The organism is Aeromonas sp. SrichE-2G, assembly GCF_017939565.1.
Lineage (GTDB): Bacteria > Pseudomonadota > Gammaproteobacteria > Enterobacterales > Aeromonadaceae > Aeromonas > Aeromonas taiwanensis.
In genome coordinates this window covers 96,018-120,961 of sequence record NZ_JAGKRG010000006.1, presented here as the reverse complement: position 1 = coordinate 120,961, position 24,944 = coordinate 96,018, and the positions used below count along the sequence as shown (strand labels likewise).

Genomic DNA, 24,944 nt, shown 5'->3' with positions numbered 1-24,944 from the left:
GCCGGGGCGCGGCCTGATGGTCCCCCTGGTGGTGCGTCCGGCCGCCCAGGCCGCCGAGCTGACAGCCCTGCTGCGTCAGCATGGTCACGCTCCGCTCTGCTGCCCGCTGCTGGAAACCCGGCCGGGCAGCGAACTCGCCCGTCTGCCCGAATGGCTGCCTGCAGCGGACATCGTCATCGCCGTCAGCATGCATGCCGTTCATTTTGCACATCATTTTCTGTTGCAAACTGGTCTGACCTGGCCACATATTGATTACTTTGCGGTCGGTCAGGCAAGCGCGGATGCCTTCGCCGAGGCGGGCATCCAGGCCCTGTGCCCGGACGACCCCCGCAGCGAAGGCCTGCTGGCCCTGCCGGCCCTGCAGGAGGTGAGCGGCAAGCGGGTGCTGATCCTGCGCGGCAACGACGGGCGGGATCTCATCGCCCGGACGCTGGCCTCACGCGGCGCACTGGTGCACTATTGTGCCACCTACGAGCGCCACTACCCCGACCTTGACGGGGACGCATTGACCCGCCGCTGGCAGGGGGCCGGCCTCGACAGCCTGCTCGTCACCAGCGGTGAACTGCTGCAGCGGCTGCTGGCGCTGGTGCCCGGCCCGCAGCACCCCTGGCTTTATGACCGCCTGCTGGTGGTGCCCAGCCCCCGGGTGGCCGAGATGGCCGGGGAGGCTGGTTTTACCCGTATCGTGATTGCCCAAGGTGCATCCAACCAGGCTCTGGTGGCCGCCCTGGAACTGAGGAAGATGGAATGACTGAACAGCAAGAAGTCCAGCCGAGTGCCGCGGCCCCCGTGGTCGACAACAACCAGCCCGGCCAGAAGGCCCCCAACGGCAAGAAGGGCGGCTCGGGTGCAGTGCTCGGCGGCATCGCCATTCTGCTGGCCCTCGGCCTGACCGGCGGCCTCTATCTGCACGGGCACCAGAATGCCGTCGCCCAGAAGGCCGAGCTTGGCGCCCTCAAGCAGCAGCTGGCCGACGCCATGGCCAGGCTGGATCAGAACAGCAGCAAGGACGCCGAACAGATCGCCGGCCTCGACAAGCAGCAGCAACTGCTGCAGGGCGAGCTCAAGGGTCTGCAGACCCGGGTGCTGGATCTCAACGACAAGCGCCCCAACGACTGGATGCTGGCCGAGTCCGAATACCTGGTGCGCATGGCGGGCCGCAAGCTCTGGCTTGAGCACGATCTCGTCTCCGCCATCACATTGCTCGGCAACGCCGACGAGCGCATCAGGGCGCTCAACGATCCCAGCCTGATGCCCATCCGCCAGGCGCTGGCGGAAGACATCGCCAAGCTCAAGGGGATGCCGCGGGTCGACCGCGAGGGGCTGACCCTGAAGCTGGCCGCCCTCTCCGACCAGATCGAACTGCTGCCCCTCTCCACCGTGAGCATGCCGGAAGCAAAGGCCGAGCCGGACCAGGCGGTCAGCGCCAATCCCAACGAGTGGGAGAGCAACCTCAAGAAGAACTGGGTCAAGTTCACCGAGAACTTCATCACCATCCGTCGTCGCGACGGCGCCGTGGAGGCCCTGCTCTCCCCCCAGCAGGAGATCTTCCTGCGGGAGAACCTCAAGACCAAGCTGTTGCAGGCCCAGCTCGCCGTCTACCGCGAGCAGCAGACGCTCTACACCGACAGCCTGGACAAGGCCCAGCGCTGGCTGACCCAGTACTTCGATGCGGACAACAGCGCCACCCAGTACATGCAGTCCGAGCTCGACAAGCTCAAAGGCGAGCAGATCCAGTTTGACTACCCGGATCAGTTCAAGACCCAGGCCATGCTGGAGCAAGTGCTGAACGAGCGCCTGCAACGCATCCTGGCCGGCAACTGAGGAGGAGACCATGATTCGTCTGATCGTCGTGGTGGCCGTCATGGTGGCGGGCCTCATCTTCGGCCCCCAAGCCTCCGGCAACAAGGGTTACGTGCTCATCTCGCTGGGCAACTACACGGTGGAGTCCTCGGTCACCAGCGCGGTGATCCTGGCGGTGCTGTTCTACGGCGCCCTGCTCATCGTCGAGTGGCTGCTGGTCCGGGTGTTCGGCCTGCGCCGCAAGACGCAAGGCTGGTTCGGTTCCCGCCGTCGTCGCAAGGCGAACCTGCAGACGGTGAATGCCACCCTGGCCATGGCCGAGGGGCACTACAACCAGGCCGAGAAGCTCCTGATCAAGGGGGCCGACAACAGCGACACCCCGCTGCTCAACTACCTGAGTGCGGCCCGGGTAGCCCAGGCCCGGGGCGATGATGTGCGCCGGGATCACTACCTGCAGAAGGCTCAGGAGGAGAACCCCAAGGCCGAGCTGGCCCTGACCCTGATCCAGACCCAGCTGCAGATCGAGCAGGGGCAATACGACAGCGCCCTCGGTCGCCTCGAGTCCATCTATGCCCTCCATCCGCGCCATCCCATGGTGCTGGATCAGCTGCGCCAGGTGTATCTGGCCCGCCAGGAGTGGCCTGCCCTGATCGATCTCGCCCCGACCCTGCGCAAGGTGGGCAAGCTGACCGCCCACGAAGAGGAGGCCCTGTTGCACCAGGCCTGGTCCGGCCGTCTCGAGGCCGCCAGCGAGGCCCTGGAGACCCTGCGCCCCGTCTGGCAGGAGATGCCCCGCAAGCTGCGCCAGGAGCCGGCGCTGCTGGCCAACTATGGGGATCACCTTCGCCGGCTGGGGGCCGATGCCGAGGCCGCCGAGCTCTGGCTGGAGGCCCTGCGCAAGGACCCCTCCCCCGAACTGTTCACCCGCCTGCCCAGGCTCAAGCTGGATGACTACCAGCCCATGCTGACCCTGCTCAAGAAGAGCCAGGATCAGCCCGGTGCCCAGGCGGCGCTGGCCCGGGTCTACCTGCTGGCAGGTCAGCTGGACGACGCCCAGCAGCTGCTGGAGCAGGAAGTGGCCAAGGCGCCGGATGCCGCCCTCTACCACGCCCTCGGGCAGGTGATGGACAAGCGTCGGCTAACCAACAAGGCCAACGAGTACTACCGTCAGGCGCTGCAACTGGCGGACGTCTGATCGGGCGCATCTGCCGGAATATCTGCCAGAATGTGAAAAGAGGCCGCGATTGCGGCCTCTTTTTTTGTCCGGGTTCTCTGGCGGCCTGCGCCTCAGGCGGTCAGCCGCTCCAGCTCCCCGATGAGCCAGATCGCCTCCTGGCGGTGGGAGCCGCAGACGTCCGCCATGGGCCGGAAGCCGCCGCACACCGCCGGGCGCTCCGGCTGGCCGAAGATCTTGCAGCCCAGCTGCGCATCGAGCTGCATGCAGGGCACACCCGCCGGCTTGCCATCCGGCATCCCGGGAATGGCGCTGCTGATGCTGGGGGCGATGCAGCAGGCACCGCAACCTTGACGACATTCCATGTGATCTTTTCCTCTGTATGGCACCGCAGTGTAGCAAGGAGTCCGGTTTCTCCTAAGCCTTATCCCTGCCCGGGCAACATGGCACCTGGCAGACAGCAAAAAGCCCGGCAGTGCCGGGCTTTTTGCTACGGGAGTCAGCGCATCACAGGATGATGTCGCGCACCACGCTGTCCTTGCGATCCAGGAAGTGGATCGACTTGATGCGGCGGATGGTCCGCGACTTGCCGCGGATCAGCAGGGTCTCGGTGGTGGCCATGACGCCGTCGCTGGTGATCCCTTCCAGCAGATCACCCTTGGTGATGCCGGTGGCGGAGAAGATAACGTTGTCATTCTTGGCCAGATCTTCCAGCTTGAGCACCTTGTTCACGTCGATGCCCAGCTCCTCGCAGCGCGCGATCTCCTGCTCGCCCAGGGCGCGAACCTCGGGGCTGTCACCCTTGACCTGGTGACGGGGGATCAGGCGGGCCTGCATGTCACCATCCAGGGCGCGGATCACCGCCGCCGAGATCACCCCTTCCGGGGCGCCACCGATGCCGTAGAGCATGTCCACTTCGCTGTCCGGCAGACAGGTGAGGATGGAGGCGGCCACGTCGCCGTCGGGAATGGCGAACACCCGCACGCCCAGTCCCTGCATCTCCTTGATTGCCTTGTCATGACGCGGCTTGGCCAGGGTGATGACGGTCAGGCGGGAAAGCGGCTTGCCGAGGGCCTTGGCCACGGCCTTGAGGTTCAGCTCCAGGGCCTGGTCGAGGTCGATGGCGCCTCTGGCCTTGGGACCCACGATCAGCTTCTCCATGTACATGTCGGGGGCCTTCAAGAAGGAGCCCTTGTCGCCAACCGCCAGCACCGCCAGGGCATTGGCCTGACCCATGGCAGTCATGCGGGTCCCTTCAATGGGGTCGACCGCGATGTCCACGGCGTCGCCCTGACCCGTGCCCACCTTCTCGCCGATGTAGAGCATGGGGGCTTCGTCGATCTCCCCTTCGCCTATCACAATCTCGCCATCGATCTGGATCTGATTGAGGATGTGACGCATGGCCGCCACGGCCGCGCCATCGGCGATATTCTTATCACCACGTCCGAGCCACTTGTAGCCAGCCAGTGCCGCCGCTTCCGTCACTCGGGAAAATTCGATTGCCAGTTCACGTCTCATCGCATATCCAACCTTAGGAGCTCGAAAAACGGGCGGCATTCTATCACAAGGGCAAACCTTTGCGCGTAAAAGTGGCGGTCAGCCACATAAATCGCGGTTTTCATCCCGCTGACATGAAACCGACACGGTTTGTTCACCGTGCGGTCACCCCGCTGTCATCTACCCCTCCTAGCATGGCCCCGTCTTTCAAAACAGCAGCTTGCAACACAAGGGATCATGATGAAAAAGCTCACAGTAGTCGCATTGGCACTCACCGCCGCCTTCCAGGCTCAAGCCGTCGAAGTCTACAAGAACGACAGCACCCTGCTCGACCTGTACGGCCGCATCTACGCCGGCCAGTTCTTCGGCGAGAAGAAAGAGCTGGATGCCAACGGTGACATCAAGAACGAATACAGCGACAAGCAGGGTGCCAACCAGTTTGTCCGCCTGGGCGCCAAGGCAGAGAGCGAGATCAACCCGGGCCTCAAGGCACTGGCGCAGTATGAGCTGCAGATCTACATCAACGACAGCGAGAAGACTGTCAGCGAGAACTCCGACAACATGCGCACCCGCCTGGCCTTCGCCGGGGTGGGCGCAGATTGGGGCACAGTGACCTTCGGTCGCCAGAAGGGGGCCCCGGGCTTCCTGGCCGACTGGACCGACGTCTCCCTCTCCGACGGCTACGGCAACGACGCCCTCGGCGCCAAGACTGACACCTTCGCCACCAACCGCGCCGGCTCCGTGCTGAAGTACTCCGGCCTGTTCAACGGCTTCCAGGTCGACACCAGCTACAAGTTCGACGGCGGTGACACCGAAGAGACCACCAGCAAGGACAGCGATGCCGCCTACGGCGCCGCCGTGGCCTACACCTTCCCGTTCAACCTGTCGCTGGGGACCGCCTACAACGTGGGCATCCGCGACAAGAGCGGTGAAGAGGATGCCAAGCTGTGGCTGCTCTCCGCCAAGTACGACAACAAGGCCGTCTACGCCGCCCTGAGCTATGCCGACGGCAGCGACTTCCTGGCCACCGGCAAGGATCACACCGGTTGGGAAGGGGCCCTGGGTTACAACTTCGAGAACGGCTTCGGCCTGATGGCCCTGTGGAACAAGCAGAAGGTGGAGCAGTCCGGCAAGTCTGACTACGACTCCATCGACTACTACACCCTGGGTGCCCAGTACAAGTTCAACAAGAACCTGCGCGTCATCGGCGAGTACCGCATCAACAATCTGGACAGCAATGACAGCGGCAAGTTGAACACCAAGGATGACTTCCAGCTGGCAGCCCGCTACGACTTCTAAGTCAGGCTCCAGAACACGGCGCGCAGATCTCTCTGCGCGCCGTTTTTTATTGCGTCAGGCCAGGGGCTTTTGCACCGACACCAGCAACAGCATGGGGCGCTCAGCCTCCTCCGCCAGGGCCGGGTTGGCGGCGATCTGCGCCGCCGTCGGCCCCCACTCCTCCACGCGGCGGATCTCGAATCCTGCGGCGATGAGCGCGTTGAGGTAGGTGCCCAGGGTGCGGTGGTACTTGATCACCCCGTCCGCCAGCCAGTTGCTGGTCCGCTTGCCCTCGGCCTGGTAGCCATTGACGGGCCAGGAGCGGCGCCCCTCCCCGTCCACCAGCCAGCCCTGGGGCTGCGGGCTGGTGAAGATGGGGTGCTCCACCGAGAACACCAGGCTTCCCCCCGCCACCAGCGCACGGTGGATCTCCGCAAACAGCGGCGCCACTTCCGGCAGATAGTGCAGCGCCAGGGAGCTGTAGATGAGATCGAAAGGCTCATCGGACAGCGCAAGACCGTCCAGATCCCCCTGCCGATAGCGGATGGCCTCATCCCGGGTCAGCTCGGCGGCACGGGCCAGCATCCTGGCGGAGAGATCGATACCGACTACGTCGGCAGCCCCGAGCTCTCTGGCTGCCCGGCAGAACCAGCCATAGCCGCACCCCAGATCCAGCACCCGCTTGCCGGCCAGCGCCGGCAGCATGGCCTGCAGCGCCGGCCACTCCGGCGCCCCCGCCAACCCCTGCTGCGATCGGGGCAGCTGGGCATAACCTTCAAAGAAACCTGGGTTGTCATAGATATTTTGTGACATGTCACGTCTTCCTCGTGGATGTTGCCAGCCTGTCCGATCGGTGGCCCGGCCCTTGCCAAGCATACCCGTCGGCCAGCGCCGGCCATAAAAAAAGCAGAGAACCCGGGCGGGCCTCTGCTCTGTCTCGCGCCCGCAACCTGGCTGCGGGCCAACAAAAAAGGCCATAGACGAGGCAGCGTCTATGGCCTTTGTTCAGTCGTACGGCAAGGGCCCGGATCCCGCGATAAAGGGGATCCGGCCGGCGCAATACGATGAATGGGTGGGAGGCTCAGGCCTCCCCGGGCTCCGGACAATGCTTCATCGCGCGCATCTGTACGGAGTTCACTCGGGTCACGCGTTGATCCGAGGCATAAAGGGTCATCTCGTTCACCTGGCCAAGGCTGGCCGTTGAAAGAAGGAAATCAGCTGGCGCCACTCTAGGGGCTGCGAGCCCGGGAGGCAAGCCCGGCAGATCATGTTTGCCGCCCGGCTTACCCCAGCGTCTTCTGCCAGAACAGGGCCCGGCCCACCTCGGGTGTGAGCTCATAGCCTGCGAATCCGCTCGCCCGGTAGGCGGCCTGCGCCACCCGGTTGCCCTCCAGCACCTCTAGGGTCAGCTTGCAGCAGCCGAGCTCCCGGCCGAGCCGCTCCACCTCGGCCAGCAGCCGTTTGCCGATGCCGCGGCCACGATGGGCCGGGTGCACCGCCAGGTCGTGCAGGTTGAGCAGGGGCTGGCAGGCGAAGGTCGAGAAGCCCTCGAAGCAGGTGGCCACGCCGGCCGGCTCCCCGTCCACCCAGGCCAGCAGCACGTGGGCACCGGGGCGATCCGCCAGGGCCCGGGCCAGATTGGCCTTCACCTCGTCGGCCAGGGCGGTCCCGCCCCCCATCTCGTCCCTGGCGTATTCGTCCAGCAGCGCGATCAGCGCCTCCCCGTGACGGCTGTCGTGCAGATCGGCCCGGATGATCTCTACCATGTCTCTCTCCCTGTCCCTGTCGTGAGCGGTACGCCGGCGGCGTCGTGTCGCCATGGTAACCGGGCCGCCCGCCGGCACCAAGGCGGATACCCCCGCCCGGTGAGGGCCTGTCATCCCCTCCTGCGGCATCCATGTAGTTTTCTTACATCTTCTCCTTGCAAGGCAAATGAAAATCAATATCATTGGCATCCCCCAGCACTGGGGACATCAATAACTACAAATAAATCAATAAGTTCAGGCCAACAGGTCGACAAGAGTCACACCTAGATGCATAACTCCAACTCCCCGCGCGCCCTGCTGGGCGTCGCCTTGCTGGCCTTCTGTGCCAGCGCCCGCGCCGAAGACGAGACCCTCACCGTGGTTGGCAAACGCAGCCAGCACGAGGAGGTCGCCACGGCCACCCGTACCAACACCCCGGCCAAGCTGGTGCCCCAGACCATCGACAGCGTCAAGGCGAGCGAGCTGACCGCCTTCGGCCAGCCCACCCTGAGCGAGGCCCTGACCGGCATCCCCGGCGTCAACGCCAGCGGTGACACCCGCTTCGACGGGGTCAACATCCGCGGCTTCAGCGCCAGCAACGACTTCTATCTGGACGGTCTGCGCGACGACATGCAGTACACCCGCGACCTTGGCAACATCGAGCGGGTCGAGGTGCTCAAGGGGCCGGCCGCCGTGCTCTACGGCCGTGGCAGCACAGGCGGTATCGTCAACCGGGTCAGCAAGACGCCACAGAAGGGGCAGGCCTCCAGCGTCACCGCCCGCATCGGCAGCTTCGACAGCCAGCGCCTGGCCGCCGACCTCAACGGCGAGGCGGGGGAGCGGGTCCAACTGCGCCTCAACCTGGCCCAGGAAGACAAGGACAGCTTCCGCGACGACGTGACCAGCAAGCGCACCCTGCTGGCCCCCTCCGTCAACTGGGAGATCAGCGACAGCCTGAACTGGCTGGTGCAGTACGAGCGCAACGAGCACGACCGCACCCCGGATCGCGGCATCCCCGGCGTCGATGGTCGCCCGGCCGACGTCCCCATCGAGAGTGTCTACAGCGACACCCGCCGCGACTTCATCGATGACCTGGCCCAGTCCACCCGCTCCCGCTTCACCTGGGACATCAACGATCAGTGGCAGCTGCGCCAGCAGCTCGGCTACACCACCCTCGACAGCCAGTTCGACAACACCTATGTCACCAGCGTCAAGGGCGACAAGGTGACCCGCGCCCGCTGGCAGCAGGATCTCAAGGCCAGCAGCCTCACCAGCAACACCGAGGCCGAAGGCCTGCTGCAGACCGGCCCCGTCGAGCATCGCCTGCTGGTCGGCCTGGAGCAGGGCTGGCAGGAGCGCACCCCCAAGCTCTACCAGAACGCCAGCGCGATCCCGGCCGGGGATCTCTACGATCCGGGCGCCCTGCCCACCTACGACGGCGCCATGAAGCTTGCCAGCGACGCCCACCACAGGGTACGCGGCTACGGCCTCTACGTGCAGGATCAGCTCAGCCTGGGCGACTGGCACCTGCTGGCGGGTCTGCGTCGGGACGACTTCACCGTCACCAGCCGCCGCAACGACCTGAACAAGGAGGAGACCCTCTCGGTCACCAGTCTGAGCCCGCGCCTGGGCCTGGTGTGGAACCCCATCGAGAATCACGCCTTCTATACCTCCTACAGCAAGACCTTCACCCCTGTGGGGGGGGAGCTCATCGGCATCACCCCGGGGGACAAGAACAACCACCTGGATCCCCAGCACACCCGGCTCTATGAGGGCGGTGTGAAGAGCGACTGGCTGGATGGCCGCCTGGCGACCACCCTCTCCCTCTACCGGCTGGAGATGTACAACAAGCGCAGCAAGGATCCGCTGGATCCCACCCTGGTGCTCCTCACCGGCCTGCAGCGCACCGACGGCATCGAGCTGAGCGCCCGCGCCCAGCTGACCGACGAGTTCTACCTGCGCGGCGGCATCGCCATCCAGGATGCGGAGCAGGTCAAGGCGGACGCGGATCTCCAGGGCAAGCGGCCGATGAACGTCTCCCGCCAGAACGGCCAGCTGTTCGCCGGCTACCAGAGCGGCAAGCAGGGCTGGTTCGGGGAGACCGGGGTGACGGCAGTGGGGGATCGCTTCGCGGACAACGCCAACACCACCACCCTGCCCGGCTACGCGCGCTTCGACGCCCGCGCCGGCTACCGCTGGTCCCAGTGGGAGACCCAGCTGAGCGTGGAAAACCTGACCGACCACGACTACTTCGTCAGCGCCACCAGCGCGGCCCAGATCATGCCGGGCACGCCCCGTCAGCTGAACCTGACCGCCGCCTACCGCTTCTGATCCTCCCTGTTTACCGACCCCTCTGGCCAGCATTCGCTGGCCAGATTGTTATGAAGCACCGAACGATGACACACAGAAAACTCCCCCTGCACAACAACAAGTGGGTGCGCCGCATCCACGCCTGGGCAGGCTTTGCCACCCTCACCCTGATCCTGCTCTATGGCCTCACCGGCCTCTGGCTCCAGCACAGGGCTGTGCTGCCCCTGCCGGGCCCCCACACCGCGAAATCCAGCGAGGAGATAATGCTGACCGCCCCCCTGGCCAGCCCGGATGAATTGAAAACCCTGCTGCAACGGCGTTATGCCGACGTGTTCGAGGAGGCCCGCCCCCAGATCACCCCGCCCCAGATCCTGCCTACCCCGACGGGTCCCCTCACCCTGCCGGCCCGCTGGGAGCTGCGCGGCGTCACCCTGAGCGAAAGCGTGGCGGCCAGCTATGTGGAAGGCACCCTGCTGGTGCGCACCGAGTTGCAGCAGGCGAACTTCGCCGCCAGCCTCAACCGGCTGCACCGCGGCATGGGCACGGGCCTCTCCTGGCAGCTGTTCGGGGATCTGGCGGCCCTGGCCATGCTGCTGCTGGCCCTCACCAGCCTGCTGATGTGGAACAAGCTGCACGGCCCGGCCGGGCGCGGCATCGCCCTGCTGCTGCTGGGGGCCCTGGCCACCCTGCTGGTCGCCCTGCTCTGAACGCGGCCCGAAGCCGACGCGGCGTAACACCCCGTCGGCACAGGTAACAAAGGGTAACCGGCGAGGGACGGGTTCACAGTTGTCGGCCGGCGCGCTGGCCGGGGTCGGGTGGGGCTGCTAGGGTGCGCCAACACCCCGAACGCCGCGAGGAATCATGCGCATCTCCAGCATCGAATGCGGACGAGTGGTGGCCATCCTGGCCGTGATGACCATTCACCTCTCCCCCTTCAGCAACCCCTTCGACCCCGCCCTGTGGGACGGCACGCCCTACCCTCTGGCCGGAGCCATTATCAACCAGCTCTGCCGCTTCGCGGTGCCGCTCTTCTTCCTGTGCGCCGGCTACTTTCTGCAACCCGCCCTGGTCGCGGGCCACCCCCTGACGGTGGCCCTGCGCTACTGCCGCCCCCTGCTGGGACTCTGGCTGGCGTGGAGCCTGCTCTACGTGCTGGTGCCCTTCAATCCGCTCGCGGCGGTGACCGAGGGCTACCTGCCCGCCATGGCGAGCCAGTGGCAGATGCAGCTCGGAGATCACCTCAACGTCTGGTGGGTGGGCGGCATGATCCACCTCTGGTTCCTGCCCGCCCTGATGCTGGCGGTGCTGATCCTGGCGCTCTGCCAGCGCGCCGGGCTGCCGAGGCTCGCCCTGGTGCTCGGCGCCCTGCTCTTCGGGCTGGCCCTGCTTGGCGGCTCCTATGGCCCGCTGCTGCCGGGGGGGGAGTGGGCCCTGCTGACCCGCAACGGCCCCTTCTTCTCCCTGTTGTTCGTGGCCCTCGGCGCCGAGTTGCGCCACCGTGCCTGGCGCCCGGACGGGCGACGCTGCGCCCTGCTGATGGTGGCGGGAATGGGGCTCTACGCCCTGGAGGCCTGGGGGCTGTTGCGCTTTGCCGCCGTCCCCCTCAACCGCCACGACTTCCTGCTGGGTTCGCTCCCCTGGGCCCTCGGCCTGTTCGGGCTGCTGCTGGCGAACCCGGCGTGGGGCAAGGGCAGCTGGCTCGAGCGCCAGGCCCCCAAAGTGCTCGGCCTCTACTGCCTGCACATGATGCTGGTGGTGTGGCTGATGATCTTCGGCCCCCAGGGCAAGCTGGTGTGGTGGGAGCTCGTCAAGGTGCCCGTGCTGCTGGCGCTCACCCTGCTCGCCTATGGGCTGCTGGCGGCAAACCCGCTCAGTCGTCGGCTGCTGCGGGCTCGCTAGAAAAGACAGGTTCCGATCCGGCCAGCAGATCGCCGTGGCTCAGCGCGAAGTCGTGCATCTGCTGTAGCAGGGGGATCAGGGCGACCCCGAGCGGGCTCAGGCTGTACTCCACCCGGGGCGGCACGTCGGGGTAGAGGGTGCGGATGATGACGCCGTCGCTCTCCAGCTCCTTGAGCTGGGCGGTGAGCACCTTCTGGCTCACCTCGGGCAGGCAGCGGCGCAGGTCGCCAAAGCGCAGGGTCCGGGCGCGCAGATGAAACAGGATGGCCGGCTTCCATTTGCCGGCCAGCAGGCGCAGCACCCGGTAGGCGGGACAGGGCAGTGAGGACACGGGATAGCTCGCGAGTGGTTACTTTGCGGTAACTATGCCACGAAAATGTGCCTTCTTGCAGCCAAGATGCCGGCTTCCTATGATGCGGATTCCATCATTCCCCCGAGAGAGGTTCATCATGCCCAGCCTGCTGCAGATCCATTTCAACTTCCCCGCCGCGATGATGGGGCCGGCCCTCACGAGCGCGGCCATGCCGCTGGCCGAGTCCATCACCCGGGAGCCGGGCTTCATCTCCAAGATCTGGACTGAAAACCCGCGCACCGGCGAGGCGGGCGGCATCTATCTGTTCGAAGACGAAGCGAGCGCCCTCGCCTACGCCACCATGCACGAGCAGCGGGTGCTCGCCATGGGGGCCAGCGCGGTGCAATACAGGGTATTCGACGTCAACGAACCCCTCAGCCGTCTCACCCGCGGTCTGGCCTAAATCCTTCCCCCAGAAGCAGCCGGTAGCGGGTCTCCCCCTGCCAGACAAAGCCCAGCCGGCCAAACAGCCGCTGGCTCGGCAGGTTCTGCGGCTCGATGTCGGCCAACAGGCTATGGATGCCGATCTCGCGGGCATACCCCATCACCGCAGTCAGCGCCTCCCCCATCAGGCCCTGGCCCCAGTGGCGCCGGGCCAGCATGCAGCCCATCTCTGCCTGGCAGAGGTGTTCGTCGAAACTGTGCAAGCCGCAGGTGCCGATGACACGGCCCCCCTCCCGTGCCGTCACACCCCACTCCAGGGACTCCCCGGCGGCCAGCATGCGCGCCACGCTCGCCAGCATCAGCCCCACGGTGGCCGGTTCGGGAAACGGCGGCTCTCCGACGAAGCGCATCACCTCGGGATCCCCGTAGATGGCGAAGAGGTCCGCGCCGTCCTGTGGGGTGAGCGGGCGCAGCAGCAGTCGCCGGGTCGACAGCAGGGGCAGTGTGCGGGGCAGGGATGGCAGTGGGTTCAAGGCGCAGGATCCTGTTGGAGGCGTCCTGCCATCATGGGACTCAGAACCTCGGGGTCAAGCCGATATTGGCCTGCCACTGGGTGATCAGCACCCTCCACCCCCATTTTTTGCGCCGGCTCACCATGTTCATCTCGGATTAACCTCGCCTCCGTAAGCTGGCGGCGCCACAGCGGTGGCGTCAACAGGATGAGGATCCCAGGAATGGTTGCCACGCAACTCAACGACCCACAAAGCACGCTCTCCGATACCCTGAGGGCCACCGCCCACGCCATCGAGGAGAGCCACATCAGCCTGCGCCAGATGCTGGCCTTGGTGGGCGAGCAGGGCATGCTGCTGTTCTGCGTGCTGCTTACCGTCCCCTTCCTGCTGCCGGTCTCCATTCCCGGCGTCAGCACCCCCTTCGGCCTGCTGATCCTCTTCATCGGCGTCGGCATCACCCTCAACCGGGTACCCTGGCTGCCCGCCTTCCTGATGGAGCGCCGCTTCGCCGCCGAGCACCTCAAGCCGACCCTGCACAAGGGGGCCGATCTGCTGGCCCGCATCGACCGCTTCATCCGGCCGCGCCTGCTGATCCTGACCGGCAGCTACGCCATCAACCGCTGCAACGGCCTGCTGATCATGCTGGCGGCCCTGTTGCTGATGCTGCCGCTGGGCGCCATTCCCTTCACCAACGCCATGCCCGCCTGGGCCATCCTGCTGCTGGCCATCGGCATGCTGCAGCGGGACGGCCTCTTCGTCGCCCTCGGCTACACCCTGGTCAGCGCCACCCTGGTCTGGTTCAGCGTGCTGGCCATCGGCCTGCTGATGGCTGGCCAGAATATCTCGACCCTGTTTGGCTGACCCGGGCGGGGGCCGACAACGACGAGGGCGACCGTGTCAGACAAACAGGGTCGCCCTCGTTCATCAGACCTCTCGCCCCCTCAGGATTCCCCGTCGTGGGCGATGCGGTTTCGCCCGCCCCGCTTGGCCCGATAGAGCCACTCGTCCGCCCGGGCCAGCACGGCGCCGAGCTCCTCACCCGGCCGGATCAGGGTGGTGCCCAGGCTCACTGTGACGGGAGCCGGATCCGGCGCCATGGCCGCCACCGCGGCGCGGATCCGCTCCGCCACCTTCAGCAGTATCCCCTCGTCGATCTGCGGCAGCAGGATCAGAAACTCCTCCCCTCCGCTGCGCACGAACAAATCCTCCCCCCGCAACTGGGCGGCCACGCACTCGCAGACCCGGCACAGCACCTCGTCTCCGGTCTGGTGGCCGAAGCGATCGTTGATCTGCTTGAAGTGATCGAGATCCAGCATGATGAGGCCGGTGAGCTGCTGGCCCTGCACCCTGTGGTGGTAGTGCTCGAAGAAGAAGTGGCGGTTGTAGAGGCCGGTGAGCTGATCCGTCTCGCCGAGTCGCTTGAGCCGCTGTTGCAGCTCGTGCTGGCGGGTGATGCTGCGGGTCACCCAGGCCACCGCCCGCTTGCCCTCGTAGAGGGAAGGCAGCGGCGCTATCTTGCCCTCGAAGCGCTGCATCCCCTGGGGGCCCGCTTCGGCATCGATGCCGTCCACCTCGGCAGGGGAGAGCTCGTACTCCACCACCTGCACCTGACCGCTGGCGAGGGCCTGCGCCACCTGTTCCATCACCCACAGAGCCTTCTCCTCGGGCAGCACGTCCAGCAGCCGCTTGCCGACAAGCGGGTTGCCGTTCTGGTAGGACTGCTGCTCCACCCCGCCGATGTATTCGATGTAGTAGCCATCCTCGCTGAGGATGAAGACCGGGTCCGGCAGCTGGGCCATCACTTCATAGAGTTGTACTACTGAGAGCGCCATCCAAGCTCCTTGCTGTCTGCGGGTGAGGCCTCGATACCCCTGTTATACAGGACTCATCGAGTGTCGCACAGGGGGATGGGCGGGCAGCGCCTTGGGAACGCAGGTGGCACAGGGCCGGCGTGTGAAGAGGGGTCGCACGTGGCTTGCTGGCAAGGCCGGATCCCCCCGCGAGGGAGGGGGCCCGGCGCACAGTGGGGATCAGCGGGGAGCGGAGCGGCTCCCATTCCAGAGCAGCTCGCCGCTCTTGAGATCCATCAGGCTCATGGCGAGACGGTAGCGGCTCCCCTCGGAGACGAGATCTCCGTAGAGCATGTAGCCGGCGCCGGTCTGGCGACCCAGGCGCACCAGGGAGGCGGGGTTCATGCCCCCCTGCTGGTATTCAAGCTGACCCGTGATGGCCGCCACCTGGCCGGGGTCGGCAAAGCGAAAGCCGCTGTTGGCCTGGATGCGCTGGATCATGGCCACCGCCATGGGCTGGGTGCTGAAGGCCTCCCCCGTGCCGTTCTGGGGCGCCATCAGCAAGAGCACCGGGCTGCTGCCCGCGATCGACTGCACCTCGGCAGACTTCAGGAAGGCATCCGCCATGGAGACCGCCAGCCCCGTCGGCGCCACCGGCTTGGGCGCGGGCACCGGCTCCGTCTTGCCGGGCTGGGTCACCGGCTTTTGCGGCTGGGTCACCGGCTTGTCCGGTTCACCGACCGGCGCCGGGGTCCCCCCATAGGGATTGACCGCACAACCGCCCAGCATCAGGGCACCCACCATCAACAAGGAACGCAGCTTCATCTTTTTCTCTCCGCCTGAAGTTCGCAGGACGAACTTCGCCAACAATCCAGTCCATTTTGCGGAGCCAGGCTCCGCCTCCCCTCCATGCTAGAGACAAACCCGCCCCGGGTCGATGCGCACATGGTCAGGGGGCGACAAAGGCTGGCGAACCGGCAGCGCACAAAAGGGTGGCACGGCCCCACCCGGTTCCGTTAGGGTAGCCTGAGCCCAGACGCCAGAGGAGCCCCCCATGCACGGACCCGACCCCGCCAACCCGCACCCCATGGCGGGCTTCCCCCAGGTGTGCTTTATCAAGAACACCATCAAGGGGCCCAATATCGAGGTGGGTGACTACACCTATTACGACGACCCGGAGGATTCGGCGGGCTTCGAGAGAAACGTCCTCTACCACTTCCCCTTCATCGGCGACAAGCTGATCATCGGCAAGTTCTGCGCCATCGCCCGCGGGGTGAAGTTCATCATGAACGGCGCCAGCCACCAGACCTCCGGCTTCTCTACCTACCCCTTCTTTATCTTCGGCAACGGCTGGGAGCATGCCGTCCCCACCCCGAGCAGCCTCCCCTACAAGGGCGATACCGTCATCGGCAACGATGTCTGGATTGGCTATGACGCCCTGATCATGCCAGGCGTCCAGGTCGGTAACGGCGCCATCATCGCCGCCCGCGCCGTGGTCACCGGTGACGTGCCCGCCTACGCCGTGGTCGGCGGCAACCCCGCCAAGGTGATCCGCTACCGCTTCAACGATGACACCATCGCCCGTCTCAACGCCATCGCCTGGTGGGACTGGCCGGTGGAGCGGATCAGCCGGAATTTGAACTTGATCGGCGGCGGGGAGATTAGTGAGTTGGAGACGGTGGGGTTATAGGGAGTAATCAGGGCGAATAGGGTAAGACTCGCATCAAAAAATGTGCGGCTGTAGTGGTAAAACGTCGTCACCAAGTAGGTGCAGCTCATAACAACACTGGGTATATCACATCAAAAGACTCCAATGCTTCATTCATAATTCCATCGGAAGTACACTGGTCTACATGTCATGATAGTAATTTTGATAGTTTTCAGGAGAAAGCGAAACAATGATTGATAAACTGACAGCGTTTTCTGACTATTTCATAAAGATACCAGCTGCATTCTTAGTAGCCATTATATCTGTTCTTGGTCTCATTTTATTTTTGCCAGAAGAATACTCTAAAACTCTAGCTGTAGACGGCTTTAGAAATGAATATAGAGTTTTTTTGGGCCCGGCTTTTTTACTCACGCTATCATTTTGCGCAGCCAGACTATTCCATTTTTTGATGCAGGGATATCGTCAGAGACAAACACTCAAGAAACGACAGGCGGCACTTCATAATTTGACTCCAGAGGAAAAAGGTTACCTGATAGCATACATAGAAGAACAGCAGAACACGGTTTATGTTGGTATAGATGATGGAGTAATGGCTGGACTACGTGCAAAAGGTATTACCTATCTGGCAGCAAGCATGGGGGACATGCTCAATGGCTTTGCATTTAATCTACAACCTTGGGCTCGTGAATATTTGGATAGGAATCCAAGCTTATTAGATGGCTATACTGGAGCTCCAATGACTCCGCGCCAAAAGTTGCATTCAAGATGGTAGACCTAACAAGTAAATTAACTACACACCTTCTACATCTATCATGGTAGAAACTACAACCGTCATTTAAGCGTTATGTTGAAGGAGAGTCTAGACGATTCGTAGCCTAAGAAAGGGACAGACATCAATTGAAATTTGGTACAAATATGGGGCTGACTCTATAGGCGCTAAACAAGCTGAGATTGGACTTATGGATAAGCATGCAACATTCCGAATTAGATTGTCTCCGGTGGATAAAAATCAATCACACGATGCTGATAACATTTTTATAGACAATCTAGAAACAATATCTAAAGTTATAATTTGGGACGAGCATATTCGTAAGAACACTAGTAAATTCATCAATTCTCACTCGGAGGAAATTTCTTTTGTAAACCTTGAGATAGTTTATAAAAAAAGGCATGCATTTTCTTCTGGTTTAAGACCTCTAGATGAGGACGGTTTGGAATTTTATATAAAAAACACTTAACTAATTTCATTTGAACAACCGCGTAGCGGGGTTCAACAATATAAGTTCTTATAATGATATCTATCATAAAAGCAAAGACAGGAACGGCATTGCTCCTCCCTCTTATTCGCTGAGGCGAGCCCGCTTGTCCAGGCCGCGAGACAGGATGTCGAGCGAGCGGCGCGGGGCCATGGGCCAAATCGGAAAAGGGTGAGCGCAGCTCGACCCGATTTGGCGCGAGAACAGGGATGTTCGAAGCGGACTTTGGCCGAAGCCATGGATGGCGAAGGCCAAAGGCCCGTCGCCGCGTGCCGTCGGACAAGCGGGTGAGCCGAAGGCACCCGACGTAAGTCGGGCGAATAAGCAGGGGAGAAGATCTTTGGTGCATTTTTTGAAAAGAGCGGGTCTTTCCAAAGTCACTCGCCCAAGCCCGAAGGGCGGGCGAAACCCCGTCGAGGCCAGCGGCCTCGCATCCCATGCGGCATAGCCGCATCAAGACCCCTCCCCAGCCCTCCCCTTCGCAGGGGAGGGAGCCAGGTGCTCGCCACAGGCACGGAGTCTGGCTGGACGCCCGAATGCCACCTGCAAAGGGGGTCGTGGCCGCCCCTATCGGCCCAGGAAGGGTTCCCAGTCCTTGAACACCGGCTGCAACCCCGCCTGGCGCACCGCGGCGGCCACTTCGCCCACCGGGCGATCGTCGTGGATGGCGAACTGCTCCAGCTCCTCTTTATCCCCCTCGGCATAGCCACCCGGCTGGGTGCGCGACTCGGCCGACATCTGGGTGATGCCAAGGCGCACCGCGCCGTTGCGGAAGGTGGCAGACTCCCGGGTCGAGAGCGACAAGTCCAGCGTGGGCGAGAAGAGGCGCCAGGCGCAGATAAGCTGGGCCAGCTGGCGATCCGACATGACCACGGCAGGCTCCAACCCGCCGGTACAGGGGCGCAGACGCGGGAAGGAGAGCGAGTAGCGGCTCTGCCAGTGGTGGCGCTCAAGCCAGGCGAGGTGCTCGGCGACAAAGTAGCTGTCGGCGCGCCAGTCCGATGAGAGACCGATCAGCGCCCCCAACCCTATTTTGTCGATACCGGCGCGGCCGAGCCGATCCGGCGTGGCGAGGCGCCATGAGATGTCCTGCTTGTTGCCGCGCAGGTGGTGGCGGGCGTAGGTGGGTGCGTGGTAGGTCTCCTGATAGACCATGACCGAATCGAGGCCGAGGGTCTTGAGCTCGGCATATTCGTCTTGCGAGAGGGGCTGCACCTCCATCCCCACCGTGCTGAAGTGGCGGCGAATGATGGGCATCACCTCGCGAAAATAGGCGAGCCCCACCTTGTGCTCGTGCTCACCGGTCACCAGCAGCACGCTGTCAAAGCCGCGCGCCTTGATGGCCAGACACTCTCGCTCAATCTCCTCGCTATTCAAGGTCTTGCGCTTCAAGCGGTTGCTCATGGAGAAGCCGCAGTAGGTGCAGTCGTTGGCGCACAGGTTCGACAGATAGAGCGGCACATAGAAGCCGATGGTGTTGCCAAAGCGCTGGCGGGTCAGGCGCTCGGCCTCGGCCGCCATCCGGGGCAGGTAGGCCTCGGCCGCTGGCGAGATCAGCGCCATAAAGTCATCCAGGCTGCGGCGCGGGGTGCTCAGCGCCCGCTCCACGTCCGCGGCGGTCTTGGCGCGCACCTGCATCCCCACGTCGTCCCACTCCAGCGCCTGCCATCTATCGATAAAACTCACGCCCTCGATGGGGTCGAAGTGCACGCTCATAGGGCCCCCAGAAAATCGGTGAGCGGGCTGGAGGCCTGGGCCTGCACGCCGCGTGCCCCCAGGCCCGCCTTATAGGCGCTACGGCCTGCCTCACAGGCCAGCGCGAAGGCGCGGCCCATGGCGACCGGGTCGCCGCTCACCGCGATGGCGGTGTTGACCAGCACGGCGTCGGCGCCGAGCTCAAAGGCGGCCGCGGCGTGGCTCGGCGCACCGATGCCCGCGTCCACCACCACGGGCACATTGGCCTGCTCGACGATGATGGAGAGAAACTCCCGGGTCACCAGCCCCTGATTCGAACCGATGGGCGCCCCGAGCGGCATCACTGCGGCGCAGCCCACCTCTTCCAGCCGTTTGCAGAGCACGGGGTCGGCGCCGCAGTAGGGCAGCACCACAAAGCCCTCTTTCACCAGCTGCTCGGCGGCTTTCAGCGTCTCGATGGGATCGGGTAAGAGATAGCGGGGATCGGGGTGGATCTCGAGCTTGAGCCAGTTCGTCCCCAGCGCCTCACGGGCCAGGTGGGCGGCAAACACCGCCTCGGCGGCGGTCTTGGCGCCCGAGGTGTTGGGCAAGAGCTTGACCCCGAGTTGCAGCAAGGGGCTGAGGATATCGTCGTGGGTCTTGCCCGGTTCGAGCCGCTTGATGGCCATGGTGACCAGCTGGGAGCCACTCGCCTCGATGGCGGCAGCCATCAGATCCGGGCGGGCAAACTTGCCGGTGCCGGTAAAGAGGCGCGAAGAGAAGGTGTGATCGGCAATCTTGAGCATGTCAGCCTCCCGCAATGGCAGTAAAGAGGTGAAGTTCGTCCCCATCATTGAGCGGGGTCTCGGCCCAGCGGCCACGGGGCAGCACGGCGCCGTTAAGGGCCACCGCCACCCCCTGAGGATGGACGCCCTGGGCGGCCAGCAGGTCGGCCACGCTCTGCCCTGCCGCCAGCGGCTGGGCTTTATCGTTGAGTCGAATGGTCAAGGTCATGGGGTGATTTCCTTGTGCTGCCTGCAAACCGGGCAGTCGGGATCGGGGGCCAGGGTGAGGGTCTGCCACTGATGGGCCAGCGCGTCGAAACGGCGCAATGAGCCGGCGACCGGGCTCGGCAAACCGAGCAACACTTTCAGCGCCTCCAGCGCCTGCAGGGAGCCCATCACCCCGACCAATGGGCCGGTGACGCCGCTGGTCTCGCAGCTCTCCTTGATCTCGGTATCCAGCGGATAGAGGCAGGCGTAGCAGGCGTGATCGCTGCTGGTGCGCGCCATCAGCTGCCCCTGCCAGCCCACTGCGGCGGCACAGACCCAGGGCTTGCCCTGGGCCACGCAGGCGGCGTTGATGGCCTGACGGGTGGCGAGGTTGTCGCAGCAATCGACAACCAGATCCACCTCTTCCACAAAACCGGGCAGGCTGGCGGCATTGAGGCGCTGGTTGATGGCGATCAGCTCCACCAGCGGGTTGTGTTGGCTAAGGCGCTCGCGGGCCAGCTCCGCCTTGGAGTGGTTGACCGCATCAGAGTCGAAAAGGATCTGGCGCGGCAGATTGCTGGAATCCACCGTATCGCCATCGGCCAGCCACAAGGTGCCGACCCCGGCCCCGGCCAGATAGAGGGCGAGCGGCGAGCCGAGCCCGCCGAGGCCCACGATCAGCACGGACTTATCTTTGAGCCGCGCCTGACCCGCCTCCCCCACTTCCGCCAGCATCAGCTGGCGGCCGTATCTGAGATACTCTTTGTCACTGAGAGACGCGGCATCAGAGCGCATGTTCCACCTCTCTTATGTCAGTGGCCGAACGTGGCTCATCCCCCGCCCCCACGGCAGCCAGCAGCCGCTCGGTCGCCCCCTGCCAGTCGTCACTGGCGGTGATGGCCGAGACCAGCGCGATACTACCGACCCCACTCGCCTTGACCGCCGCCACCCGCTCCTCGCTGATGCCGCCGATGGCGACCGTCGGCCAGTCGCACATCAGGGCGCAGTAGCTGTGCAGCCGCTCCAGCCCCTGGGGGCGCGAAGGCATGGCCTTGGTGTTGGTCGGGAAGATATGGCCGAGTGCGATATAGGAGGGGGCCAGCTCGCGGGCGCGCATCAGCTCGAAGTAGCCGTGGGTAGAGATGCCAAGGCGCAGCCCGGCCGCCTGAATGGCGGCGAGATCGGCGGTCTCCATATCCTCCTGCCCCAGGTGCACGCCCCAGGCGCCCGCCTCGATGGCCTGCTGCCAGTAGTCGTTGATAAAGAGCCGCGCCCCATGGCGGCGACCGAGCGCGACCGCCTCAGCAATGGCCGGCGCCACCTGAGCGGCGGGCAAATCCTTGATGCGCAGCTGGATGGTCTTGACCCCGGCCCCCAGCAGGCGTTTGAGCCACTTGACCGAATCCACCACCGGATAGAGGCCGAGGCTGTGTTCGGTCGGCTCGAAGGGGCCCTGCGGCAGGCTGGCACTGCTTGTCTCATACAGGCCGAAGCGGCGATCCAGGGCTGACCCCGCCAGCACGGCGCGGGGGAAGTGGGCGAGTCTGGTCGGCCAGCCCAGATGGGCGATGGGCCCCGGGCCCGCCCCCACCCCCTGCGCCGCCGCCAGCCCTTGTTGCAGGTAGGCGCGAGCCAGGGTGATGGCGTCTTCCACCGGGTAGTCCTGCGCCACCACGGCCGCAATGGCGCTGGCGTAGCAGCAACCGGTGCCGTGGCCGTGGCGGGTATCGAGGCGCGGCGCGGCGAGCCAGAATTCGCGGGTCTCGTCCTGGTAGTAGTCCAGACACAGCTCCCCGCTCCACTCCAGATGGCCCCCCTTCACCAGCACGGCGCGGGCGCCGAGTTCGCGCAGCCGCCTCGCGGCGAGGCGCACCAGCTCGGGGCTGGTGGCGGGCAGGCCGGTCAGGGCCTCCAGCTCGGGACCGTTGGGGGTAATCAAGGAGAGGCGCGGCAGCAGGTGCTCGCGCACCGCCACCAGCATGCCGGGCTCTGCCATGGGGGTGCCAGTGCTGGCGATGGCCACCGGGTCGTAGACCACGAAGGGGGCCGGGGTGGCTGCCAGTCGGCGAGCCAGCACCTCCACGTGCAGCCGGGTCGGCAGCAGGCCGATTTTGATGGCAGCCGGCGGCAGATCCAGCCCCAGGGCGTCGATCTGGGCGGTGAAGGTCTGCATCAGCACGGGGTCGACCATCTTCACCGCCACCGAGTTCTGGGCCGTGATGGCGGAGATGACGGAGCAGCCGTGCACGCCAAGGTCGTGCATCGTGTGCAAGTCGGCCTGAATGCCGGCGCCGCCGCCGGAGTCTGAACCCGCTATGGTCCAGACCACGGGGCGGGCCTGCGTCACCGCGGACAGGTCGGCGGGGCTGACAGCCCCGCGCTCGCTGCTCACGCCTCCTCCCCTACGGCCTGCTTCAGGGTCGCCGCCTGGTGATAGATCTCCCCGCCGGTCTCCTTGAAGGTTTCCGCCATCCGCGCCATGCCGCTCTCCACCTCGGCCACCACCCGCTCCTGCTGGCCGTCCATGCCGACCATCTTGATCTCTACGGCTTCCAGCTTGGCGGCATAGTCGCGCACGTCCTGGGTGATCTTCATGGAGCAGAACTTGGGGCCGCACATGGAGCAGAAGTGGGCCACCTTGCCGGACTCCTGGGGCAGGGTCTCGTCGTGATAGGCGCGGGCGGTGTCGGGATCCAGCGCCAGGTTGAACTGATCCTCCCAGCGGAACTCGAAGCGCGCCTTGGACATGGCGTTGTCGCGGATCTGGGCGCCCGGGTGGCCCTTGGCAAGGTCAGCTGCGTGGGCGGCGATCTTGTAGGTGATGAGCCCCTGCTTCACGTCCTCCTTGTTGGGCAGGCCCAGGTGCTCCTTGGGGGTCACGTAGCAGAGCATGGCGCAGCCGTACCAGCCGATAAGCGCGGCACCGATGCCGGAGGTGAAGTGATCATAGCCCGGGGCGATGTCGGTGGTGAGCGGGCCCAGGGTGTAGAAGGGGGCCTCGTGGCAGTGCTCCAGCTGCTCGGTCATGTTGCGCTCGATCATGTGCATGGGCACGTGGCCGGGGCCCTCGATCATCACCTGCACGTCGTACTCCCAGGCAATTTTGGTGAGCTCGCCCAGGGTGCGCAGCTCGGCGAACTGGGCCTCGTCGTTGGCGTCATACACCGAGCCCGGACGCAGGCCGTCACCCAGCGACAGGCTGACGTCGTAGGCGGCGCAGATCTCGCAGATCTCGCGGAAGTGCTCGTAGAGGAAGTTCTCCTTGTGATGGGAGAGGCACCACTTGGCCATGATGCTGCCACCGCGCGAAACGATGCCGGTGAGGCGCTTGGCGGTCATGGGCACGAAGCGCAGCAAGACGCCTGCGTGGATGGTGAAGTAGTCCACCCCCTGCTCGGCCTGCTCCAGCAGGGTGTCGCGGAACAGCTCCCAGGTGAGATCCTCGGCGATGCCATTGGTCTTCTCCAGCGCCTGGTAGATGGGTACGGTACCGATGGGGACCGGGCTGTTGCGCAGGATCCACTCGCGGGTCTCGTGGATGTAGCGGCCGGTGGAGAGATCCATCACGGTGTCGGCGCCCCAGCGGGTGGACCAGACCAGCTTCTCCACCTCCTCTTCGATGCTGGAGGTGACCGCCGAGTTGCCGATGTTGGCGTTGATCTTCACCAGGAAGTTGCGGCCGATGATCATGGGCTCAGCTTCCGGGTGGTTGATGTTGCTGGGGATGATGGCACGGCCGGCGGCCACTTCATCGCGCACGAACTCGGGGGTGATGTTCTCCGGCAGTCTGGCGCCATAGCCCTGACCCGGATGCTGGGTGCGCAAGAGCTCTGAGCGCACCCGCTCGCGGCCCATGTTCTCGCGCAGGGCGATGAATTCCATCTCCGGGGTGACGATGCCGGCGCGGGCGTAGTGCAGCTGGGTCACCCGGCGGCCCGGCTTGGCACGGCGAGCGCTGGGCAAATGCTCGAAGCGCAGGTGATCCAGCCCCTCGTCAGCCAGGCGCTCCTGGGTGAAGGTGGAGCTCAGCCCTTCCAGCGCTTCGGTGTCCGCGCGCTCCAGCACCCACTCCTCGCGCAGGCGCGGCAGGCCGCGGCGCACATCGATGGGGGCAGCCTCTTCCCCGTAGGGACCCGAGGTGTCGTAGACCGGCACCGGCTCGTTGGGTTCGAACTGGGGGGCTTCCTTGGTGCCGCCGACAAAGGTGTCGGCCAGCTGGATCTCCCGCAGTGGCACCCGGATGTCGGGGCGGGAACCTTCAATAAAGATGCGGCGGGAGTTGGGGTGAGCCATCCCCTTGAGGTTGTCGATAAAGGTCTGGGCGCTGGAGCGCTGCTCGCGGCGGCTGGATTTGGCGGTATCAGAAACATTGGTAGACATAGCAAAACTCACATTAACTGGTTGAAGTTATGGGTGTTTGCTTGTCTGGAGTTCGAGGAGAAGATGAACTTGCGGCGGTGTGCTCTAGCGGGGGAGTGAGCGATGGGGTTTCTCTTCCCAGTCCAGCCCTGTCGTCCCTCTGCCCTGTGCGGCAGATCCGCGGCCCTGACGGCCCGGCGGGACAACCTCCCCCTGTGCGCCTGTAGCGGCCAGAGGCGGTCTGCCTCTG

At 64.7% G+C, this 24,944-nt stretch carries 25 protein-coding genes; 11 read left to right on the top strand and 14 right to left on the bottom strand.

The window, feature by feature from the left end:
- Nucleotides 1-16: 16 nt before the first annotated feature.
- Genes J9885_RS10405 through J9885_RS10395 form a run of 3 tightly spaced genes read left to right on the top strand, consistent with a single transcriptional unit; the run spans nucleotide 17 to nucleotide 2,998 of the window.
- Nucleotides 17-751 carry a uroporphyrinogen-III synthase gene (locus J9885_RS10405; RefSeq protein WP_210549533.1) on the top strand — a complete coding sequence of 245 codons (735 nt, stop codon included), beginning with the start codon at nucleotides 17-19 and terminating at the stop codon, nucleotides 749-751.
- Entirely contained in the window at nucleotides 748-1,824 is a 1,077-nt protein-coding gene (locus J9885_RS10400) for a uroporphyrinogen-III C-methyltransferase (RefSeq protein ID WP_210549342.1), read from the top strand. Before J9885_RS10405 ends, J9885_RS10400 begins: the two co-directional genes overlap by 4 nt.
- Nucleotides 1,825-1,834: 10 nt before the next feature.
- Complete coding sequence (locus J9885_RS10395; protein WP_210549339.1) at nucleotides 1,835-2,998, top strand: heme biosynthesis HemY N-terminal domain-containing protein; 1,164 nt, start codon at nucleotides 1,835-1,837, stop codon at nucleotides 2,996-2,998.
- Nucleotides 2,999-3,090: 92 nt separating this feature from the next.
- Here J9885_RS10395 and J9885_RS10390 read toward each other — a convergent pair whose 3' ends face one another.
- Nucleotides 3,091-3,342 carry a YkgJ family cysteine cluster protein gene (locus J9885_RS10390; RefSeq protein WP_210549338.1) on the bottom strand — a complete coding sequence of 84 codons (252 nt, stop codon included), beginning with the start codon at nucleotides 3,340-3,342 and terminating at the stop codon, nucleotides 3,091-3,093.
- A gap of 142 nt (nucleotides 3,343-3,484) precedes the next feature.
- On the bottom strand, nucleotides 3,485-4,495 hold the full coding sequence (gene glpX, locus J9885_RS10385) for a class II fructose-bisphosphatase (protein WP_043757022.1): 1,011 nt from the start codon (nucleotides 4,493-4,495) through the stop codon (nucleotides 3,485-3,487).
- Between the two features lie 219 nt (nucleotides 4,496-4,714).
- On the opposite strand from glpX, the gene J9885_RS10380 reads away from it, so the two are divergent.
- On the top strand, nucleotides 4,715-5,773 hold the full coding sequence (locus tag J9885_RS10380) for a porin (RefSeq protein ID WP_210549336.1): 1,059 nt from the start codon (nucleotides 4,715-4,717) through the stop codon (nucleotides 5,771-5,773).
- Nucleotides 5,774-5,827: 54 nt separating this feature from the next.
- Here the strand turns inward: J9885_RS10380 and J9885_RS10375 are convergent, their stop codons facing one another.
- The gene (locus J9885_RS10375; protein ID WP_210549334.1) at nucleotides 5,828-6,565 is read right to left on the bottom strand and encodes a class I SAM-dependent methyltransferase; all 738 of its coding nucleotides are present in this window, start codon (nucleotides 6,563-6,565) and stop codon (nucleotides 5,828-5,830) included.
- Between the two features lie 470 nt (nucleotides 6,566-7,035).
- Nucleotides 7,036-7,518, bottom strand: a complete 483-nt coding sequence (locus tag J9885_RS10370; RefSeq protein ID WP_210549332.1) for a GNAT family N-acetyltransferase — start codon at nucleotides 7,516-7,518, stop codon at nucleotides 7,036-7,038.
- 267 nt (nucleotides 7,519-7,785) lie between these two features.
- On the opposite strand from J9885_RS10370, the gene J9885_RS10365 reads away from it, so the two are divergent.
- The 3 genes from J9885_RS10365 to J9885_RS10355 all read left to right on the top strand — a co-directional run bounded on the left by J9885_RS10365 (nucleotide 7,786) and on the right by J9885_RS10355 (nucleotide 11,706).
- Nucleotides 7,786-9,828, top strand: a complete 2,043-nt coding sequence (locus tag J9885_RS10365; protein ID WP_210549330.1) for a TonB-dependent siderophore receptor — start codon at nucleotides 7,786-7,788, stop codon at nucleotides 9,826-9,828.
- A 65-nt stretch (nucleotides 9,829-9,893) separates the two neighbouring features.
- The gene (locus tag J9885_RS10360; RefSeq protein ID WP_210549328.1) at nucleotides 9,894-10,514 is read left to right on the top strand and encodes a PepSY-associated TM helix domain-containing protein; all 621 of its coding nucleotides are present in this window, start codon (nucleotides 9,894-9,896) and stop codon (nucleotides 10,512-10,514) included.
- Nucleotides 10,515-10,668: 154 nt separating this feature from the next.
- Nucleotides 10,669-11,706 (top strand): acyltransferase family protein, encoded by a 1,038-nt coding sequence (locus J9885_RS10355; RefSeq protein WP_210549325.1) that lies wholly within the window; start codon nucleotides 10,669-10,671, stop codon nucleotides 11,704-11,706.
- On the opposite strand, the gene J9885_RS10350 is transcribed toward J9885_RS10355, so the two are convergent.
- A complete protein-coding gene (locus tag J9885_RS10350) occupies nucleotides 11,678-12,037 on the bottom strand; it encodes a helix-turn-helix domain-containing protein (RefSeq protein WP_210549324.1) in 360 nt (119 codons plus the stop codon). The two genes, J9885_RS10355 and J9885_RS10350, sit on opposite strands and share 29 nt — an antisense overlap.
- 118 nt (nucleotides 12,038-12,155) lie before the next feature.
- On the opposite strand from J9885_RS10350, the gene J9885_RS10345 reads away from it, so the two are divergent.
- Nucleotides 12,156-12,461: a monooxygenase gene (locus tag J9885_RS10345; RefSeq protein ID WP_210549322.1), complete on the top strand. Its 306-nt coding sequence runs from the start codon at nucleotides 12,156-12,158 to the stop codon at nucleotides 12,459-12,461.
- On the opposite strand, the gene J9885_RS10340 is transcribed toward J9885_RS10345, so the two are convergent.
- Nucleotides 12,442-12,975, bottom strand: coding sequence for a GNAT family N-acetyltransferase (locus J9885_RS10340; protein WP_246876907.1), 534 nt, complete (start codon nucleotides 12,973-12,975; stop codon nucleotides 12,442-12,444). The genes J9885_RS10345 and J9885_RS10340 overlap by 20 nt on opposite strands.
- A 201-nt stretch (nucleotides 12,976-13,176) precedes the next feature.
- On the opposite strand from J9885_RS10340, the gene J9885_RS10335 reads away from it, so the two are divergent.
- Nucleotides 13,177-13,815 (top strand): exopolysaccharide biosynthesis protein, encoded by a 639-nt coding sequence (locus J9885_RS10335; protein ID WP_210549320.1) that lies wholly within the window; start codon nucleotides 13,177-13,179, stop codon nucleotides 13,813-13,815.
- An 80-nt stretch (nucleotides 13,816-13,895) separates the two neighbouring features.
- Here the strand turns inward: J9885_RS10335 and J9885_RS10330 are convergent, their stop codons facing one another.
- Together J9885_RS10330 and J9885_RS10325 are read right to left on the bottom strand one after the other, a co-directional pair.
- Nucleotides 13,896-14,786 (bottom strand): sensor domain-containing diguanylate cyclase, encoded by an 891-nt coding sequence (locus tag J9885_RS10330; RefSeq protein ID WP_043757001.1) that lies wholly within the window; start codon nucleotides 14,784-14,786, stop codon nucleotides 13,896-13,898.
- A 198-nt stretch (nucleotides 14,787-14,984) separates the two neighbouring features.
- Nucleotides 14,985-15,569 (bottom strand): penicillin-binding protein activator LpoB, encoded by a 585-nt coding sequence (locus tag J9885_RS10325; RefSeq protein WP_210549318.1) that lies wholly within the window; start codon nucleotides 15,567-15,569, stop codon nucleotides 14,985-14,987.
- Nucleotides 15,570-15,798: 229 nt separating this feature from the next.
- Here J9885_RS10325 and J9885_RS10320 point away from each other — a divergent pair, with 229 nt between their 5' ends.
- Nucleotides 15,799-16,434, top strand: a complete 636-nt coding sequence (locus J9885_RS10320) for a Vat family streptogramin A O-acetyltransferase (RefSeq protein WP_210549316.1) — start codon at nucleotides 15,799-15,801, stop codon at nucleotides 16,432-16,434.
- Nucleotides 16,435-16,642: 208 nt separating this feature from the next.
- Complete coding sequence (locus tag J9885_RS10315) at nucleotides 16,643-17,185, top strand: superinfection exclusion B family protein (RefSeq protein WP_210549313.1); 543 nt, start codon at nucleotides 16,643-16,645, stop codon at nucleotides 17,183-17,185.
- Between the two features lie 1,051 nt (nucleotides 17,186-18,236).
- On the opposite strand, the gene thiH is transcribed toward J9885_RS10315, so the two are convergent.
- The 6 genes from thiH to thiC are packed head-to-tail and all read right to left on the bottom strand — an operon-like array spanning nucleotide 18,237 to nucleotide 24,715.
- Nucleotides 18,237-19,385, bottom strand: coding sequence for a 2-iminoacetate synthase ThiH (gene thiH, locus J9885_RS10310; RefSeq protein ID WP_210549311.1), 1,149 nt, complete (start codon nucleotides 19,383-19,385; stop codon nucleotides 18,237-18,239).
- Nucleotides 19,382-20,149 (bottom strand): thiazole synthase, encoded by a 768-nt coding sequence (locus J9885_RS10305; protein WP_210549309.1) that lies wholly within the window; start codon nucleotides 20,147-20,149, stop codon nucleotides 19,382-19,384. Before J9885_RS10305 ends, thiH begins: the two co-directional genes overlap by 4 nt.
- 1 nt (nucleotide 20,150) lies before the next feature.
- Nucleotides 20,151-20,357, bottom strand: a complete 207-nt coding sequence (thiS, locus tag J9885_RS10300) for a sulfur carrier protein ThiS (RefSeq protein WP_210549307.1) — start codon at nucleotides 20,355-20,357, stop codon at nucleotides 20,151-20,153.
- Nucleotides 20,354-21,130 carry a HesA/MoeB/ThiF family protein gene (locus J9885_RS10295; protein ID WP_210549305.1) on the bottom strand — a complete coding sequence of 259 codons (777 nt, stop codon included), beginning with the start codon at nucleotides 21,128-21,130 and terminating at the stop codon, nucleotides 20,354-20,356. The genes thiS and J9885_RS10295 overlap by 4 nt, the downstream gene beginning before the upstream one ends.
- Nucleotides 21,120-22,727 (bottom strand): thiamine phosphate synthase, encoded by a 1,608-nt coding sequence (thiE, locus tag J9885_RS10290; protein ID WP_210549303.1) that lies wholly within the window; start codon nucleotides 22,725-22,727, stop codon nucleotides 21,120-21,122. Before thiE ends, J9885_RS10295 begins: the two co-directional genes overlap by 11 nt.
- On the bottom strand, nucleotides 22,724-24,715 hold the full coding sequence (thiC, locus tag J9885_RS10285) for a phosphomethylpyrimidine synthase ThiC (RefSeq protein ID WP_282598293.1): 1,992 nt from the start codon (nucleotides 24,713-24,715) through the stop codon (nucleotides 22,724-22,726). Before thiC ends, thiE begins: the two co-directional genes overlap by 4 nt.
- Between the last annotated feature and the right edge of the window lie 229 nt (nucleotides 24,716-24,944).

What these genes read in the sequence shown, in the direction of transcription:
- J9885_RS10405 (WP_210549533.1), top strand. Translation starts at nt 17, where the DNA reads ATGGTCCCCCTGGTGGTGCGTCCGGCCGCCCAGGCCGCCGAGCTGACA.
- J9885_RS10400 (WP_210549342.1), top strand. Translation starts at nt 748, where the DNA reads ATGACTGAACAGCAAGAAGTCCAGCCGAGTGCCGCGGCCCCCGTGGTC.
- J9885_RS10395 (WP_210549339.1), top strand. Translation starts at nt 1,835, where the DNA reads ATGATTCGTCTGATCGTCGTGGTGGCCGTCATGGTGGCGGGCCTCATC.
- J9885_RS10390 (WP_210549338.1), bottom strand. Translation starts at nt 3,342, where the DNA reads ATGGAATGTCGTCAAGGTTGCGGTGCCTGCTGCATCGCCCCCAGCATC.
- glpX (WP_043757022.1), bottom strand. Translation starts at nt 4,495, where the DNA reads ATGAGACGTGAACTGGCAATCGAATTTTCCCGAGTGACGGAAGCGGCG.
- J9885_RS10380 (WP_210549336.1), top strand. Translation starts at nt 4,715, where the DNA reads ATGAAAAAGCTCACAGTAGTCGCATTGGCACTCACCGCCGCCTTCCAG.
- J9885_RS10375 (WP_210549334.1), bottom strand. Translation starts at nt 6,565, where the DNA reads ATGTCACAAAATATCTATGACAACCCAGGTTTCTTTGAAGGTTATGCC.
- J9885_RS10370 (WP_210549332.1), bottom strand. Translation starts at nt 7,518, where the DNA reads ATGGTAGAGATCATCCGGGCCGATCTGCACGACAGCCGTCACGGGGAG.
- J9885_RS10365 (WP_210549330.1), top strand. Translation starts at nt 7,786, where the DNA reads ATGCATAACTCCAACTCCCCGCGCGCCCTGCTGGGCGTCGCCTTGCTG.
- J9885_RS10360 (WP_210549328.1), top strand. Translation starts at nt 9,894, where the DNA reads ATGACACACAGAAAACTCCCCCTGCACAACAACAAGTGGGTGCGCCGC.
- J9885_RS10355 (WP_210549325.1), top strand. Translation starts at nt 10,669, where the DNA reads ATGCGCATCTCCAGCATCGAATGCGGACGAGTGGTGGCCATCCTGGCC.
- J9885_RS10345 (WP_210549322.1), top strand. Translation starts at nt 12,156, where the DNA reads ATGCCCAGCCTGCTGCAGATCCATTTCAACTTCCCCGCCGCGATGATG.
- J9885_RS10335 (WP_210549320.1), top strand. Translation starts at nt 13,177, where the DNA reads ATGGTTGCCACGCAACTCAACGACCCACAAAGCACGCTCTCCGATACC.
- J9885_RS10330 (WP_043757001.1), bottom strand. Translation starts at nt 14,786, where the DNA reads ATGGCGCTCTCAGTAGTACAACTCTATGAAGTGATGGCCCAGCTGCCG.
- J9885_RS10325 (WP_210549318.1), bottom strand. Translation starts at nt 15,569, where the DNA reads ATGAAGCTGCGTTCCTTGTTGATGGTGGGTGCCCTGATGCTGGGCGGT.
- J9885_RS10320 (WP_210549316.1), top strand. Translation starts at nt 15,799, where the DNA reads ATGCACGGACCCGACCCCGCCAACCCGCACCCCATGGCGGGCTTCCCC.
- J9885_RS10315 (WP_210549313.1), top strand. Translation starts at nt 16,643, where the DNA reads ATGATTGATAAACTGACAGCGTTTTCTGACTATTTCATAAAGATACCA.
- thiH (WP_210549311.1), bottom strand. Translation starts at nt 19,385, where the DNA reads ATGAGCGTGCACTTCGACCCCATCGAGGGCGTGAGTTTTATCGATAGA.
- J9885_RS10305 (WP_210549309.1), bottom strand. Translation starts at nt 20,149, where the DNA reads ATGCTCAAGATTGCCGATCACACCTTCTCTTCGCGCCTCTTTACCGGC.
- thiS (WP_210549307.1), bottom strand. Translation starts at nt 20,357, where the DNA reads ATGACCTTGACCATTCGACTCAACGATAAAGCCCAGCCGCTGGCGGCA.
- J9885_RS10295 (WP_210549305.1), bottom strand. Translation starts at nt 21,130, where the DNA reads ATGCGCTCTGATGCCGCGTCTCTCAGTGACAAAGAGTATCTCAGATAC.
- thiC (WP_282598293.1), bottom strand. Translation starts at nt 24,715, where the DNA reads ATGTCTACCAATGTTTCTGATACCGCCAAATCCAGCCGCCGCGAGCAG.